Consider the following 15261-nt stretch of genomic DNA (forward strand, 5'->3'; position numbering starts at 1 on the left):
TAACTCCCCTCGGGCGTAAAAGGTTTCCGCAGCAAGAGCGAGATCAGGCAGTTTTCAGTGTGACGGTAAAAGACTGCCCGCCGAGCTTGGTCGTAAAGTGTGACGGCTTCTCGATCACAGGAGCACCACTCAGCGTTCCCGTTGTCAGGACCTGCCCCTTTTTCAGGTGTCCTCCCATTGGCAGACCCTCATTGGCGCAACGGACCACGCTTTTCAGAACGTCGCCGTCGGGATGTACCGCGGCCCCATCGAACAGCACGCGCCCTTCGTTCTCCAGATACAATTTGCCGAGATCGGCACCTTCGTCGAGAAGCGCACGATCCAGCTGAGGACCGACCAGATAGCCAACATTGCTCATGCAATCCGCCAGCAGCAAGCCAAGCGAACTGCCGGCTCCGCCGACATAACGGGTGCGAACCAGTTCAACACCGATATGAACGCTTTCGATAGCCTCCTGCACCTCTGCGCGGCTGTAACCTCCGGAACGGATCGGCAAATCTCGCCCCAGGACAAGAGCCAGTTCGATCTCGACCTTGATTTCGTTCTCGAAGCCTGATTCCGGCTGACGCGACACGAACAGCAGAGGTGCACCGATTAGAACGCCTTCGCGGATCGAAAACTTGTAGCCGCCGAGATCGGCCCCCAAGGCCGAAGTTACAGCGCCTTGTGCGGCATAAAACGCGCCAGCTTCAGGTTCGGCCAAACCATCCTTCTCAATCACCGAGCCGGAACGGATCGCGTTTGCGAGGCGATCAACAAGCATGGAATGTTGCGAAACAGATGTCTGGTTCATGGATCGTCCTCCCGAAATAACTCATTGCTCCTCGCATGTCCTTGCCAAACGGACAATCCACATGACGCCCTTTGCGGTACAGTCGAGACAACAAAAAGACCGCAGAAGACGATCCTTCTGCGGCCTGCTCAGTCGAGGTTGGAAGGATTCAGCGCTCGGCAGCAGACTGATGCTCGGAGCTGTCTAGAATTCGGCTCAGCGTCAGCGCAGCGAAAGTGCAGATGGCACCGGAGATCAGATAGCCACCGATGAAGATGATGCCGAATTCAGATGCGAGCCCCAGCGCCACAAGTGGGGCGAAACCGGCTCCGACCAGCCATGCCAGGTCGGACGTCAGGGCCGAGCCCGTATACCGGTAGCGCAGGGAGAACCGCGAGGAGACGGCGCCGGACGCCTGACCGAAGGAGAGGCCGAGGATCGCAAAGCCGAGGATGATGAACGCATCCTGACCCTTACCACCTGCTTCCAGCAGGAAGGGAGCAGAGAAGCTGAAGATCGCGATGAGAACGGCACCGATCATCAACTGGCGACGGCGGCCGATACGGTCCGCAATGGCGCCGGAAATGACAACGGAACCGATTCCGACAAAGGCTCCCAGGATCTGTACGAAGAGGAATTCTCCGGCCGACTGTCCACCGCGCAGGAAAACCCAGGTAAGCGGAAAGATGGTGACCAGATGGAACATGGCAAAGCTTGCCAGCGGCGCGAAGGCACCAAGCAGAACGTCACGACCATGCACACGCAATGTTTCCAGGACCGGGCTGGGACGCAGTTCATGGTTCTCGAACAGTTCACCGAATTCACGGCTGGCAACGATACGCAGGCGGGCAAAAAGCGCGACCACGTTGATGGCGAAGGCGACGAAGAACGGATAGCGCCAGCCCCAGGACAGGAAGTCCGCATCCGACAGGCTGGTATAGAAATAGCCGAACAGGGCGCTGGCCAGCGCAAAGCCGATAGGCGCACCGAGCTGTGGCACCATGGCCCACCAGCCGCGTTCGGATTTCGGCGCATTCAGCGCGAGCAGCGATGCCATGCCATCCCAGGCACCGCCAAGCGCAAAGCCCTGACCCAGCCGGAAGAGAGCCAGCAAAGCCACGGCCCAGACACCAATCGATTCATAACCTGGCAGGAACGCCATGGAGGCCGTCGACCCACCGAGAATGAAGAGCGCAATGGTCAGCTTCATTCCGCGTCCATAAGTGCGGTCAACCCACATGAAGACCAGCGAACCAATGGGACGCGCGATAAAGGCCAGAGAAAAGACGGCGAAGGAATACAGCGTCGCCGTCACCGGATCGGCGGCGAAGGAAAAGATGAGACGCGGGAAAACGAGAACGGATGCGAGGCCGTACACGAAGAAATCGAAGAATTCCGACATGCGGCCAATGATCACACCGATGGCAATGCTGCCGGGCGACAGCGGCTTGTCATCGTGCATCTGGCGAGCGTCCCGCTCGAAATGGGCTGATGTCGGATGACTGGCTACGGACATGAATGCACTCCTCTTATGCGGCGAATAGTCGCCTCCCCGACAGTGAGGATGATACATATTTGCCGCATATCAAGTGCGGTCTTGTCGCAAACCGCAAATTTGTGCGTTGAGTGCGCTTTCCTCCTGCAACTTCAGGACTATTTCTGTGCTTTCACACAGAGAATTGAGTTCTGAACTAACCGCTGCAGGGTAAGTTGAGGGTATTGCGCATTGAACCACAGATGTTTATTGCGCCGCACTAAATTGTTTTTGCACTGCGACGAAAGACCTCATAGGGAGCTTCGCCTCAGTGCGTTAGTCGCAAGTAGACAAAACGCAAATTTCGAAATTGAAAGATGCCACGGTTGATGAAGCTCATTCGCCGGCTTAGTGCCCTCGCCCTACCCCTCGCCCTGTCGGGCTGTGACCTCGTCGTGATGTCACCGTCCGGCGACATTGCCATGCAACAGCGTGATCTCATCATCGTTTCGGTGGTGCTGATGCTGCTGATCATCATCCCGGTGATCTGCCTGACGTTTTATTTCGCGTGGCATTATCGCCGCTCGAACATCAACGCCAAGTATGATCCGGAATGGCACCACTCCACGCGTCTGGAAGTGGTGATCTGGGCAGCGCCGCTTGCCATCATCATTGCGCTCGGTGCCGTCACCTGGGTCAGCACGCACAAGCTCGATCCCTATCGCCCGCTGGACCGCATAGACGCCAACCGTCCGGTTACTCCGGAAACCAAGCCGATCACGATCGAAGTGGTAGCGCTCGACTGGAAGTGGCTGTTCCTCTATCCCGAACAGGGCATTGCGACGGTGAACGAGATTGCAGCCCCGATCGACACGCCGATCGAGTTCAAGATCACCGGCTCGACGGTCATGAACTCCTTCTATATTCCGGCCCTCGCAGGCCAGATCTATGCCATGCCCGGCATGCAGACCAAGCTGCACGCCGTCATGAACAAGGAAGGCGTCTACGAAGGCTTCTCGGCGAACTACAGCGGCGACGGTTTTTCCGGCATGCGCTTCAAGTTCCACGGCATGTCGAACGACAATTTCGGACAATGGGTCGCACGTGTGAAGGGACAGGGATCCGCCCTGAACCGTGATGCGTATCTGAAGCTGGAACGCCCGAGCAGCCGCGTTCCCGTGACCTACTTCGCATCGGTTGAGAACGGTCTCTACGACGCCATCCTCAATCTCTGCGTCAAGCCCGGACAGATGTGCGCCAATGAAATGATGCACATCGACATGATGGGCGGCGCTGGCAAGGACAGCCACGAGAACCGCAAGCGTCTCGAATACGATACCCGTTGGGCCGCAGATGCAGGCCCTGGCGCGACACATCCGGCAACCGGCCATGGTGCCAAGGAGCCGACGCAAGCTGGAGGCGTGAATGCGCCGGCTGGAGCCACCGAAGGCCATGAAGGCCACGGCGCAGCACCAGGCCAGCTCAACACGAACCCGAAGCCTTGATCTGGCTGGATAGGTAATTGGAAACTGCCATGTTTACGAACACAAACCTGATGGAATTCATTTTCGGACGGTTGTCATGGAACTCACTCGCTTTTACCCATGACCCGATCATTCTGGCGACTTTCGTGGTCGTCGTCCTTGGCGGCGGCGCCGTCGTCGGCGCGATCACCTATTTCCGCCTCTGGGGCTATCTCTGGAATGAGTGGTTCACCAGTGTCGATCACAAGAAGATCGGCATCATGTACGTCATCCTGTCGCTTGTCATGCTAATGCGTGGCTTCGCCGACGCCGTCATGATGCGCGCCCAGCAGGCGATTGCCTTTGGCGAGAACCAGGGCTATCTGCCGCCGCATCATTACGATCAGATTTTCACCGCCCATGGCGTGATCATGATCTTCTTCTTCGCCATGCCGCTGGTGACGGGTATCATGAACTATGTGGTGCCGCTGCAGATCGGCGCGCGCGACGTTTCCTTCCCCTTCCTGAACAATTTCTCGTTCTGGATGACCACGGCGGGCGCCGTCATCATCATGATGTCGCTTTTCGTCGGTGAATTCGCCCGTACCGGCTGGCTGGCCTACCCGCCGCTGTCCGGAGCAGATTACTCGCCAGGCGTCGGCGTCGACTACTATATCTGGGGCTTACAGGTCGCAGGTGTCGGAACAACGCTATCCGGTATCAACCTCATCGCCACCATCGTGAAGATGCGCGCTCCGGGCATGACCATGATGAAGATGCCGATCTTCACCTGGACCTCGCTCTGCACCAACGTTCTGATCGTGGCATCCTTCCCGATCCTGACAGCAACCCTCGTCCTGCTTACCCTTGACCGCTACGTTGGCACGAATTTCTTCACCAACGATCTGGGCGGCAACCCGATGATGTATGTGAACCTCATCTGGATCTGGGGCCATCCGGAGGTCTACATTCTCATCCTGCCGGCCTTCGGTATCTTCTCGGAAATCGTCTCGACCTTCTCCGGCAAGCGCCTCTTCGGTTATGCCTCGATGGTCTACGCCACGGTCGTCATCACGATCCTGTCCTACATCGTGTGGCTGCACCACTTCTTCACCATGGGTTCGGGCGCAAGCGTCAATGCCTTCTTCGGCATTACGACGATGATCATCTCTATCCCGACCGGCGCGAAGATCTTCAACTGGCTCTTCACCATGTATCGCGGCCGTATTCGCTACGAAGTTCCGATGTACTGGACGATCGGCTTCATGGTGACCTTCGTCATCGGTGGCATGACCGGCGTCATGCTGGCCATTCCCCCGGCCGATTTCGTGCTGCACAACTCGCTCTTCCTGATAGCGCACTTCCATAACGTGATCATCGGCGGCGTGGTGTTCGGCCTGCTGGCGGGCATCAATTTCTGGTACCCGAAGGCCTTCGGCTACCGTCTCGATCCGTTCTGGGGCAAGATGTCCTTCTGGTTCTGGCTGACCGGCTTCTACTTCGCCTTCATGCCGCTTTACGTTCTCGGCCTGATGGGCGTAACCCGCCGCGTCAACCACTTCGAGGATTCCTCCCTGCAGATCTGGTTCATCATCGCAGCCTTCGGTGCCTTCCTGATCGCGCTAGGTATCGCTTCCTTCGTGATCCAGCTCGTCGTCAGCTTCTTCAAGCGCGAACAGCTGCGGGATACGACAGGCGATCCGTGGAATGGCCGTACGCTGGAATGGTCCACGTCTTCGCCGCCGCCGGAATACAACTTCGCCTTCACGCCCGTCGTTTACGATCATGACGGCTGGTATGACATGAAGAACAGCGGCTATGTGCGTCCGCTGGAAGGGTTCAAGCCGATCCATATGCCAAAGAACACCGGCACCGGTGTGATCCTCTCGGCGTTCAGCGTCACGCTGGCCTTCGGACTGATCTGGTACATGTGGTGGCTGGCAGCCTTGTCGTTCCTCGCCATTCTGGTGGTGTCGATCGCACATACCTTCAACTACAAGCGTGACTACTACATTCAGGCTGAAACCGTTATTGCAACGGAGAACGCCCGGACCAAGCAGCTTGCGGAACAGGCCTGATCACCATGAGCAACACACAAGCGGCGACGTCCGAAAAGCCCGTCTTCTACCTGACGGAAGAACATCATCCGGAAAACAGCACCAATCTGGGCTTCTGGATCTACCTGATGAGCGACTGCCTGATGTTCGCAGTGCTCTTCGCAACCTACGCAGTCCTCGGCCGCAGCTATGCGGCCGGCCCCTCCCCGGCAGACCTTTTCGACCTGAAGCTGGTCGCCATCAACACGGCCATGCTGCTGTTTTCATCTATCACCTATGGCTTTGCCATGTTGCGGATGGAAAAGGGTGACAAGAGCGGCACCCTGATGTGGCTGGGCATCACGGGCCTCTTCGGCCTCGCGTTTCTGGGCATCGAGCTCTACGAGTTCTACCACCTGATCCATGAAGGAGCGACACCGCAGCGCTCGGCCTTCCTGTCAGCATTCTTTACGCTGGTCGGCACCCACGGTCTGCACGTCACCTTCGGCTGCATCTGGCTCGTTACACTGATGGTGCAGGTCGCAAAATTCGGCCTCATCGAAGAAAACCGCCGCCGTCTGATGTGCCTTTCCATGTTCTGGCACTTCCTTGACGTGATCTGGATCGGTGTCTTCTCCCTCGTTTACCTGGTTGGAGTGCTCGGATGAGTTCGCACCCTCACGCACCGGCGCATGAGAGCGCCCATAATACGCATCATGGTCACAGCCACGGTCATGAAGCCGCCCATGGTAGCTTCAAGAGCTACATGACCGGCTTCATTCTGTCCGTCATCCTGACCGCAATTCCATTCTGGCTGGTCATGGGTGATGTGCTGGAAAGCCGCGCGCTGACCGTTGGCATCATCATCATTTTCGGTGGTGTGCAGATGGTGGTCCACATGATCTACTTCCTGCACATGAACACCAAGTCGGAAGGCGGGTGGACGATGCTGGCAATGATCTTCACCATCATCATCGTCGTCATCATGCTCGCGGGCTCCATGTGGGTCATGCACCATCTCAACACAAACATGATGCCGATGAGCCCTGAAATGATGAAGAACATGCCCTGACGGGCGGTTTTTCCAACAGAGTTGAAAGTCATGACCGAGGCCCGCCCTACGACCGCAAAACGCCATACAGCCTTTGCGGCCATCATGGCGGGCCTCGTTCTCGTTTTTCTGGCCCTCGGCACCTGGCAGGTACAACGCCTGTTCTGGAAGCTGGATCTGATTGCCCGCGTCGATGCCCGTATCCATGCGGAACCGGTTCCCGCTCCTCCTCCATCGACAAGTATCAGCACGGCGAATGACGAATACAAGCGCGTGACCGCAACGGGCCGCCTGTTGAACGACAAGGAAGTGTTCGTTCAGGCTGTCACGGAACTTGGCCCCGGTTTCTGGGTGGTCACACCGCTTCAGACAGCGGATCAGGGAATCATCCTCATCAATCGCGGCTTCGTGCCGAAAGAAAAGCGTGATCCTGCGGCACGCAGGCAAGCCCAATATGAAACCCCCGTTACGGTAACAGGCCTCCTGCGCATGAGTGAGCCGAAAGGCGGCTTCCTTCGTGCCAACGATCCATCAAACGACCGCTGGTACTCCCGCGATGTGGAGGCAATTGCCAAGGCGCGCAGCCTGACCAACGTCACGCCCTATTTCATCGATTCGGATACGACACCCAACCCTGGTGGCTTTCCGGTGGGTGGGCTCACGATCGTGAAATTTCGCAACAGCCATCTGGTCTATGCGCTGACCTGGTACAGCCTGGCAGCCATGTCTGCGGGTGCGGTCTATTTTCTTTCGCGGCGACGCAAGGTCACGGAAAATTAAGCCGACCTCAAATTGATCAGCGAGATGCTCTCAAAGCCTGCTCCCGGCTAACGCCAAAATGATCGAGAATCATCTGCACATTGCGGCGGTGGGACTTGAAGTAGAGGTCAAAGACATCACCCAACACTGGAACGCTGCCGAGCACTGCATCGGCTCCGATGTTTCCCGCCATCTTCAGCAGCTTCTCGTTTGGCAGGCCGAGGCGCCGTGCCTCATTGATGATGAAAACGCCGATCAGCGCACCGCTCGCATCACCCACGATTGGCAGAAGCCCGAGAATGGAGTCGGCGCCGAAGCGAATGCCGACACCAGGAATGCGAATGGCCGTATCCATTACACGGGCAAGACGCACAAGCCGTCCGATCCGGCGCAGTTTTTCCGCGTCCAGGGCGCCCCTGGCATAAGCGCGCCGAGAATTCCGAGACGAAAACCCGAACCGAGCCTTCGCACCTGCATCTACCATGTATGATGCCTCCAGAAGCTTCGCGGCCATGTGACCGCGAGGAGAGAGGTGGGAAGTGCAAAAGGCGTTTGCAACAGGCTTGGCTAATATGTTAGAGATAACTCATGTGACAGCCCCGACCTGCCACGGCACGAATTCATTGTCGCCGTAATCGTAGATCTCGCTGAGTGTCTTCTGGCCTGACGCAACGGCCAGAATATGTTCGAAGATGCGCTCACCGGATTGTTCGATGGTTTCGTCACCTGTAACGATGCCGCCGCAGTTGAGATCCATATCCTCCTTCATGTGCTCATACATGTCGGTATTGGTGGCGATCTTGATGCAAGGGGATGGCTTGAAGCCGGACACGGAACCACGGCCGGTGGTGAAACAGATGACATTGCAGCCGCCTGCCACCTGACCGGTGACGGCAACCGGATCATATCCCGGCGTGTCCATGAAGACGAAGCCCGGTTCAGTTACCGTTTCGGCAAATTCATAGACGGCCTTGAGCGGCATGGAACCGCCCTTGGCGACTGCCCCAAGCGACTTTTCCAGAATGGTGGTCAGGCCGCCCAGCTTGTTGCCGTGGGAGGGGTTATTGTTCAGCTCATCACCGTTGCGAGCTGTGTAATCCCGCCACCAGTCAATCCGGTCGAGCAGCTTCTGCGCAACAGCGGGGGTTACTGCACGCCGCGTTAGAAGATGCTCGGCGCCATAAATCTCCGGCGTTTCAGACAGAACCGTCGTACCGCCATGGCGCACGATGAGATCCGATGCGTTGCCCAGTGCCGGATTGGCAGAAATGCCGGAATAGCCATCGGAGCCACCGCATTCCAGCGCCAGCTTCAGCTTGGAAAGCGGCTGTGGTGTGCGTTGCGCGGCGTTCACCGATGGAAGCATTTCCTTGACCATCGCAATGGCCGCATCGATCGTTTTCTTCGTGCCGCCATATTGCTGGATCGTCATAGTGCGCAGACGATCCCCCTCCTCCATTTTGTAATGCTCGAGGATCGGCGCGATCTGGTTCGTTTCACAACCGAGACCAATCATCAGGATGCCGCCGAAATTGGGATGGCGCGCATAGCCCTGGATGGTGCGGATAAGCAAGCGATACCCTTCGGACTTGTTGTTCAGCGCACAGCCGCCGCCATGGGTCAGCGCCACGACGCCATCGACATTCTCGAAGCCTTCCAGACCGCCCATGCGATTGAAGTAATCGGCGATGTAGCGCGAGACGGTGGCGGAACAGTTTACCGAGGAGATGATGCCGATGTAATTGCGCGTGCCAGCGCCGCCAATGCCGCGATCATAGCCCATGAAGGTGCGCCGCTCTTCCACCGGCACCATGCCCTTTTCTTCGATGTCGACGCAAAATTGATGCTCGTGCTCAGAGGGCAGCATGGCGAGATTGTGCAGATGCACATGCGCACCGGCCTCGATGTCCTGCGTGGCAAGGCCGATGATCTGGCCATATTTGCGCACCTCATGACCGGACGGAATGGCACGGATCGCCACCTTGTGACCGCGTGCAATAAGTTCGCGCGCATTCAGATCACGATAGCCGGTCGGCTGTCCGACGGGAATAGCGCGGCGGGCCACAGCGACGTCGTCAATCTCGTTGAGCAGAATGGTAGGGGAAACAGTATCACTCATGATGTCTTCCTCCTCCCCGGAGGTCCTTGGTTCAGCGAGCATTTCCAGCAAAGGTGTCGAGCGGTTTTGCGTCCGGAAATGCGTTAAAAAGATTGACTAACGCGGTTCGCTATCGAGCCAGCGGCGTTTGGATTGTTCGAGATGGCGGTGCATGGCCACCTGGGCGAGAAGCGGATCGCGCGCTTCCAGCGCGGCAAAAATCGCCTCGTGTTCGGAAAGAGCCAGACTCCATGTGTCCGGCGTTTCGAAATGTTCGCGCAACTGTGTTGCAAGTGGACTGTGCCGCTCATCGAAGAGATCCCCGACAAGACGGGTCAAAACACCGTTTCCAGCCTGCTGTGCGATAGTGAGGTGGAACTGACGATCAAGCTCAACGGGCTTGCGGCCTTCGGCAACATCGGCGCGCATACTCTCAAGAATTTGCCGAATGGATTTCAAACCCTCTGGCGTCATGCGCGCAGAGACCTGCACCACGATGGCACTCTCCACCATAGCCCGCGCCTCCATCAGTTCGACCGGGCTTTCGCCGATGGAGCTTGAAACGCTGCGGCGCTCAGTGCTGGAACTGACATAGATGCCCGACCCCATGCGGATTTCGACCGCACCTTCGATTTCCAGCGCAATCAGCGCCTCACGGAGCGACGGACGCGAGACGCCCAATTGCTGCGCCAGTTCGCGCTCGGCAGGAAGGCGCTGCCCCAGCCGGAAATGCCCGGTCTGGATCAATGCACGGATCTGGTCTGCCACCTGCTGGTAAAGCCGTCTTTCGACGGGCCGGATGCTGTTCATGAAGGCTCTCGATGATTTGGCCTTACCATAGGCATGGAAGGGATAACTGGCAAGACCGGCTTTGTAGCGTTGATTTACAAGAAGTATCACCGATCACCAATATGATAGTATGCTGGCTTCCGAAATTGGCTTGACCAGTTTCGTCAGCGCGCGTACCACTAGCGCCCAAGGGAGAATGCCTGACGAATATGACGCGTCGGGCCGGAGGAATACCTCGGATGAAAATCACCGATCGACATGTTCACACGCGCACGGGTGTCAGCCTGACTGGCATGGGTCTCGGCTGCGCCCAGATGGGCAATCTCTACCGCGTGACCCCTTACGATGAATCCAAGAGCGCGTTTACCGCTTCCTGGGACTGCGGCATCCGCTATTTCGATACAGCCCCTTTTTACGGCTTCACCCGGTCCGAGCGGCGGCTCGGAACGATGCTGACCGATCTTCCGCGCGAAGATTATGTCGTAAGCACCAAGGTGGGACGTGTGATGACGCCCGATGAGAGCGTCGGCCCGGAAGAACAGGGTTATGCCGAACCGCTGCCATTCCGCCCGGTCTTCGATTACACCTATGATGGCGTCATGCGTTCTTTCGAGGCAAGCCAGCAGCGTCTGGGCATCCTGAAGCCGGACATCCTCTATGTCCACGACATCGGCACGGTGACCCATGGCGACAAACACCAGCATTACTGGAACCAGTTGACCGAAGGCGGCGGTTTCCGCGCGCTTGGAAAGCTGCGCGAGGAAGGCTCGACCCGCGCGATTGGCCTTGGCGTCAACGAGTGGGAGATCATCCGCGATGCCATGCAGGTGTTCGATATCGACATCTGCATGCTGGCCGGGCGCTATACGCTTCTGGAACAGCAAAGTCTTTCCTTCATGAACGACTGCGCCGAAAAGGGCGTCGGCATCGTGATCGCCGGGGCGTTCAATTCCGGCATTCTGGCTGGCAACAGGAAGTTCAACTACACGGATGCACCTGCGGAACTTCTGGCGCGGGTGGATTCCCTGCACGCCGCCTGTGAGGAAGAAGGTGTGACCATGCAGGCCGCAGCCCTGCAGTTTCCGCTGGCCCATCCAGCCTCTCTCACAATCGTCTCGGGCGCGCGCAATGGCGAGCAATTAAAGGCCAATGCCGCCTGGTTCGAGGAGGACATCCCGACCTCCTTCTGGTCCAACCTGAAAAGGCGGGGCCTGATTGCCGAGGGCGCGCCTGTGCCGGGTAATGGAGCCTGAACCTATGCCGGTCATTGACGCGCACCAGCATTTCTGGCGAAGGGCGGACCGGATTGGCGAATGGCCGACATCGGATCTCGCCGCGATCTTTCGCGATTTCGAGCCGGATGATCTTGAACCCCTGCTGCAGGCCGCAGGTGTTGACGGCACAGTGCTGGTGCAGACGCGCGAAAGCGAAGACGACACAGCCTATATGCTGGATCTGGCGGATCACTATTTCTTCATCAGGGGCGTTGTCGGCTGGACGGATCTGAAGGCAACGGATGCGGCAGAACGAATTAGCAAGTTTGCAAAGCATCCGAAGCTAAAGGGCCTGCGCCCCATGTTACAAGGCATCAGTGATCTGCGCTGGATCTGTGACGTGGCCGTCGATCCGGCCATTGAAGCAATGACTGCCCATGACCTGGCCTTTGATGCGCTGATCCTGCCACCGCATTTGCCGCATTTCCTCGAATTTGCAAAAATGCATTCGCAACTTCGCATCGTCATCGACCACGGCGCGAAACCCTATATCGCAGATGGCAAGATCAGCGATTGGCGCAAAGGCATGGAGGCCCTGAGCCGCCTTCCCAACGTCGCCTGCAAACTGTCCGGCCTGCTGACCGAAGCGGGCGACCAGAAACCTCAATCGATACGGCCTTATGCGGAAACCATCCTGGATCTCTTCGGACCCGCACGCACTCTCTGGGGCAGCGACTGGCCCGTCCTGCGCCTGGCTGGCAATTACCAGAGATGGCATGACCAGTGCCGGGATATTGTTTCGGCAGAGCATCATCAAGCCATTTTCGGCGAAAACGCCATTAATTTCTATCGACTGAACGGATAAGACCATGCTGACGATTGTGTGCGACACGCCCGGAACCCTGACCGCAATCGAGCGGGAAAAACCCGTTCCTGCCGAGGGCGAGGCGCTCATTCGCATTCGCCGCGTGGGGGTGTGCGGCACCGATCTGCATATCTTTACCGGCAATCAGCCCTACCTCTCCTATCCGCGTGTGATGGGGCATGAACTCGCCGCAACCGTTGTAAAACCGGCAGAGGGCAGCCGCTTCGAGACCGGCGATACGGTGTCGATCATCCCCTATATCTCGTGTGGAACCTGCGATGCCTGCCGCAAGGGCCGCACCAATTGCTGCCGCAACATCGGCGTGCTGGGCGTTCACCGTGATGGCGGCATGACCGAATATCTCTGCCTACCGGAAGAATTTCTTATCAAGGCCGATGGCCTGACGCTGGATCAGGCGGCCATGGTGGAATTCCTCGCCATCGGTGCCCATGCCGTGCGGCGTGCGGGCCTGCGCGGTGGCGAAAAGGTGCTGATTGCAGGTGCCGGTCCGATTGGTCTGGCGGTTGCGCTTTTCGCCAAGCTGGAAGGTTCTGAAGTAACGCTGATCGACAGCCGTCAGGACCGGCTGGATTTCGCCAGCCAGCATCTTGGCATAACCTCGCTGGTGAAGCTTGGCGATGGTGACCGGGAGCAGCTATCGGACATCACCGACGGAAATTTCTTCGAAGCTGTGTTCGATGCCACCGGCAATCCCAAGGCAATCGAACGCGGCTTCGGCTTCGTTGCCCATGCAGGCACCTATGTTCTTGTCTCCATCGTCGCCTCGGACATCACCTTCAACGATCCGGAATTCCACAAGCGCGAGACGACACTGCTCGGCAGCCGTAACGCCACGATTTCCGACTTCGAATATGTGATGGCGGCCATGCGGGCCGGCGAAGTGCCGGATGCGCTGATCACGCACCGCATGACCCTTTCCGACGTACCGCAGCTTTTCGGCGGCCTGACCGACCCTGCTGCCGGCGTGGTGAAGGCAATGATCAGCGTATGACGGGTTTGGCCCTCTTTGGCCTTGCAAAGGGCTGGATGAGGGGAAAATCTGCGCCAGTATGAGAAAGAGGCCGAAGGGCCGGGAGAAGAGGCAAACATGGCCGATTTGAGAGGAAAGACGGTTCTGATCACCGCCGCGGGTCAGGGTATTGGACGCGCCAGCGCGATTGCCTTTGCCAAGGCGGGCGCAACCGTCCACGCGACCGACATCAACGAAAAGACACTAGCTGAACTGCCCAAGCTTGCAGGTTTGCGAACACGCATGCTGGATGTGCTGGATGAGGCAGCGGTGAAGGCCTGCGTCGACGCTATCGGGCAGGTGGATGTGCTGTTTAACTGCGCCGGTGTGGTGCATGGCGGCTCCATTCTGGAGATGAAGGACAGCGACCTTGATTTCGCGATGGATCTGAACGTGAAAGCGATGATCCGCACCATTCGCGCCGTGCTTCCGGGCATGATCGAGCGCAAGGACGGCGCAATCATCAACATGTCGTCGGTCGCCTCCAGCATAAAGGGCGTTCCCAACCGCTTTGCCTATGGCGTGTCGAAGGCCGCCGTGATTGGTCTCACCAAGGCCGTCGCGGCCGATTATGTGGCGCACAACATCCGCTGCAACGCCATCTGCCCCGGCACGGTCGATAGTCCCTCGCTACAGGAGCGGTTGCGCGCACAGGGCGACTATGAAAAGGCCCGTGCCGCCTTCGTGGCCCGTCAACCGATTGGCCGCATCGGCGACCCGGAAGAAATTGCCGACCTCGCCGTCTATCTGGCGGGTGCCACCTACACATCCGGCCAGGCCATCGCCATCGATGGCGGCTGGACCATCTGACAAGAACGATCATCAGGAAGGAAGACCCATGAAACTGCTTCGTTACGGTGCGCCCGGTTCCGAACGCCCTGCCATGGTGGATGCCGATGGCAAGATCCGCGATATTTCCGCACATGTAGCAGATCTTTCCGGCTCTACTCTGGAGCCTGCCAATCTGGCAAAACTGGCTGCCCTTGACACCTCCTCGCTGCCGGAAGTGGCAGCCTCGGAGCGTCTTGGCCCCTGCGTTGCCAATACCGGCAAGTTCATCTGCATCGGCCTGAACTATTCGGATCACGCTGCCGAATCCGGCATGGCTGTCCCACCGGAGCCGGTCATCTTCATGAAGGCAAGCTCTGCCATCTGCGGCCCGAATGACGATGTTCTGATCCCACGCGGCTCCGAGAAAACCGACTGGGAAGTGGAACTTGGCATCGTCATCGGCAAAAAGGCGAAGTACGTTTCAGAAGCGGAAGCGCTGGATTATGTGGCGGGCTATTGCGTGAGCCACGATGTATCCGAGCGCGCCTTCCAGACGGAGCGTTCCGGCCAGTGGACCAAGGGCAAATCCTGCGACACCTTCGGCCCAATCGGCCCCTGGCTGGTGACGAAGGATGAGGTTACCGATCCGCAGAATCTCAACATGTGGCTGAAGGTGAACGGCGAGACCATGCAGAACGGCTCAACAGCCACCATGGTGTATGGCGTTGCCTTCCTCGTCTCCTACCTCAGCCAGTTCATGAGCCTGCATCCGGGCGATGTCATTTCCACCGGCACGCCTCCGGGCGTCGGCATGGGTCTGAAGCCACCGCGCTATCTCAAGCCCGGCGATGTGGTCGAGCTTGGTATCGAAGGCCTCGGCACGCAGAAGCAGACCTTCCGCGCCGATACGTAATCGTCTCTTCCTCATAAAGCTGCCGG

15 protein-coding genes are annotated in these 15261 nt (G+C 58.2%); 10 read left to right on the plus strand and 5 right to left on the minus strand.

The annotated features are described in order from the left end of the window. Window positions 1-43 precede the first annotated feature (43 nt). Together E8M78_RS07160 and E8M78_RS07165 are read right to left on the minus strand one after the other, a co-directional pair. Entirely contained in the window at window positions 44-793 is a 750-nt protein-coding gene (locus E8M78_RS07160) for a hypothetical protein (protein ID WP_137134412.1), read from the minus strand. Between the two features lie 148 nt (window positions 794-941). Further along, complete coding sequence (locus E8M78_RS07165; protein WP_137134413.1) at window positions 942-2288, minus strand: MFS transporter; 1347 nt, start codon at window positions 2286-2288, stop codon at window positions 942-944. A gap of 335 nt (window positions 2289-2623) precedes the next feature. Here E8M78_RS07165 and cyoA point away from each other — a divergent pair, with 335 nt between their 5' ends. The 5 genes from cyoA to E8M78_RS07190 are packed head-to-tail and all read left to right on the plus strand — an operon-like array spanning window position 2624 to window position 7576. Next, the gene (gene cyoA / locus E8M78_RS07170; protein ID WP_137134414.1) at window positions 2624-3751 is read left to right on the plus strand and encodes a ubiquinol oxidase subunit II; all 1128 of its coding nucleotides are present in this window, start codon (window positions 2624-2626) and stop codon (window positions 3749-3751) included. A gap of 29 nt (window positions 3752-3780) precedes the next feature. After that, window positions 3781-5787, plus strand: coding sequence for a cytochrome o ubiquinol oxidase subunit I (gene cyoB, locus E8M78_RS07175; RefSeq protein WP_137134415.1), 2007 nt, complete (start codon window positions 3781-3783; stop codon window positions 5785-5787). 5 nt (window positions 5788-5792) lie between these two features. After that, window positions 5793-6413, plus strand: coding sequence for a cytochrome o ubiquinol oxidase subunit III (gene cyoC, locus E8M78_RS07180; protein ID WP_137134416.1), 621 nt, complete (start codon window positions 5793-5795; stop codon window positions 6411-6413). Continuing rightward, window positions 6410-6817: a cytochrome o ubiquinol oxidase subunit IV gene (gene cyoD, locus E8M78_RS07185; RefSeq protein WP_137134417.1), complete on the plus strand. Its 408-nt coding sequence runs from the start codon at window positions 6410-6412 to the stop codon at window positions 6815-6817. The genes cyoC and cyoD overlap by 4 nt, the downstream gene beginning before the upstream one ends. A 30-nt stretch (window positions 6818-6847) precedes the next feature. Beyond that, window positions 6848-7576, plus strand: a complete 729-nt coding sequence (locus E8M78_RS07190) for an SURF1 family protein (protein ID WP_137134418.1) — start codon at window positions 6848-6850, stop codon at window positions 7574-7576. 16 nt (window positions 7577-7592) lie between these two features. Here E8M78_RS07190 and E8M78_RS07195 read toward each other — a convergent pair whose 3' ends face one another. The 3 genes from E8M78_RS07195 to E8M78_RS07205 form a co-directional block, all read right to left on the minus strand. After that, window positions 7593-8039, minus strand: coding sequence for a DUF4112 domain-containing protein (locus E8M78_RS07195; RefSeq protein ID WP_137134419.1), 447 nt, complete (start codon window positions 8037-8039; stop codon window positions 7593-7595). Window positions 8040-8141: 102 nt separating this feature from the next. Next, window positions 8142-9674 (minus strand): altronate dehydratase family protein, encoded by a 1533-nt coding sequence (locus tag E8M78_RS07200; protein ID WP_137134420.1) that lies wholly within the window; start codon window positions 9672-9674, stop codon window positions 8142-8144. A gap of 96 nt (window positions 9675-9770) precedes the next feature. Next, window positions 9771-10463, minus strand: a complete 693-nt coding sequence (locus E8M78_RS07205; RefSeq protein ID WP_137134421.1) for a FadR/GntR family transcriptional regulator — start codon at window positions 10461-10463, stop codon at window positions 9771-9773. A gap of 218 nt (window positions 10464-10681) precedes the next feature. Here E8M78_RS07205 and E8M78_RS07210 point away from each other — a divergent pair, with 218 nt between their 5' ends. From E8M78_RS07210 to E8M78_RS07230, 5 genes are all read left to right on the plus strand, one after another. Next, the gene (locus tag E8M78_RS07210) at window positions 10682-11695 is read left to right on the plus strand and encodes an aldo/keto reductase (protein ID WP_137134422.1); all 1014 of its coding nucleotides are present in this window, start codon (window positions 10682-10684) and stop codon (window positions 11693-11695) included. A 4-nt stretch (window positions 11696-11699) separates the two neighbouring features. After that, on the plus strand, window positions 11700-12521 hold the full coding sequence (locus E8M78_RS07215) for an amidohydrolase family protein (protein WP_137134423.1): 822 nt from the start codon (window positions 11700-11702) through the stop codon (window positions 12519-12521). Between the two features lie 4 nt (window positions 12522-12525). Beyond that, window positions 12526-13533, plus strand: a complete 1008-nt coding sequence (locus E8M78_RS07220; RefSeq protein WP_137134424.1) for a zinc-binding alcohol dehydrogenase family protein — start codon at window positions 12526-12528, stop codon at window positions 13531-13533. A gap of 96 nt (window positions 13534-13629) precedes the next feature. Further along, entirely contained in the window at window positions 13630-14361 is a 732-nt protein-coding gene (locus E8M78_RS07225; protein ID WP_137134425.1) for an SDR family oxidoreductase, read from the plus strand. 28 nt (window positions 14362-14389) lie between these two features. After that, complete coding sequence (locus E8M78_RS07230) at window positions 14390-15235, plus strand: fumarylacetoacetate hydrolase family protein (protein ID WP_137134426.1); 846 nt, start codon at window positions 14390-14392, stop codon at window positions 15233-15235. Window positions 15236-15261 lie beyond the last annotated feature (26 nt).

Source organism: Rhizobium sp. FKY42, assembly GCF_005222835.1.
Classification (GTDB): domain Bacteria; phylum Pseudomonadota; class Alphaproteobacteria; order Rhizobiales; family Rhizobiaceae; genus Neorhizobium.

Coding starts and splice junctions, on each gene's coding strand:
- E8M78_RS07160 (WP_137134412.1), bottom strand. CDS start 793: ATGAACCAGACATCTGTTTCGCAACATTCCATGCTTGTTGATCGCCTC.
- E8M78_RS07165 (WP_137134413.1), bottom strand. CDS start 2,288: ATGTCCGTAGCCAGTCATCCGACATCAGCCCATTTCGAGCGGGACGCT.
- cyoA (WP_137134414.1), top strand. CDS start 2,624: ATGCCACGGTTGATGAAGCTCATTCGCCGGCTTAGTGCCCTCGCCCTA.
- cyoB (WP_137134415.1), top strand. CDS start 3,781: ATGTTTACGAACACAAACCTGATGGAATTCATTTTCGGACGGTTGTCA.
- cyoC (WP_137134416.1), top strand. CDS start 5,793: ATGAGCAACACACAAGCGGCGACGTCCGAAAAGCCCGTCTTCTACCTG.
- cyoD (WP_137134417.1), top strand. CDS start 6,410: ATGAGTTCGCACCCTCACGCACCGGCGCATGAGAGCGCCCATAATACG.
- E8M78_RS07190 (WP_137134418.1), top strand. CDS start 6,848: ATGACCGAGGCCCGCCCTACGACCGCAAAACGCCATACAGCCTTTGCG.
- E8M78_RS07195 (WP_137134419.1), bottom strand. CDS start 8,039: ATGGTAGATGCAGGTGCGAAGGCTCGGTTCGGGTTTTCGTCTCGGAAT.
- E8M78_RS07200 (WP_137134420.1), bottom strand. CDS start 9,674: ATGAGTGATACTGTTTCCCCTACCATTCTGCTCAACGAGATTGACGAC.
- E8M78_RS07205 (WP_137134421.1), bottom strand. CDS start 10,463: ATGAACAGCATCCGGCCCGTCGAAAGACGGCTTTACCAGCAGGTGGCA.
- E8M78_RS07210 (WP_137134422.1), top strand. CDS start 10,682: ATGAAAATCACCGATCGACATGTTCACACGCGCACGGGTGTCAGCCTG.
- E8M78_RS07215 (WP_137134423.1), top strand. CDS start 11,700: ATGCCGGTCATTGACGCGCACCAGCATTTCTGGCGAAGGGCGGACCGG.
- E8M78_RS07220 (WP_137134424.1), top strand. CDS start 12,526: ATGCTGACGATTGTGTGCGACACGCCCGGAACCCTGACCGCAATCGAG.
- E8M78_RS07225 (WP_137134425.1), top strand. CDS start 13,630: ATGGCCGATTTGAGAGGAAAGACGGTTCTGATCACCGCCGCGGGTCAG.
- E8M78_RS07230 (WP_137134426.1), top strand. CDS start 14,390: ATGAAACTGCTTCGTTACGGTGCGCCCGGTTCCGAACGCCCTGCCATG.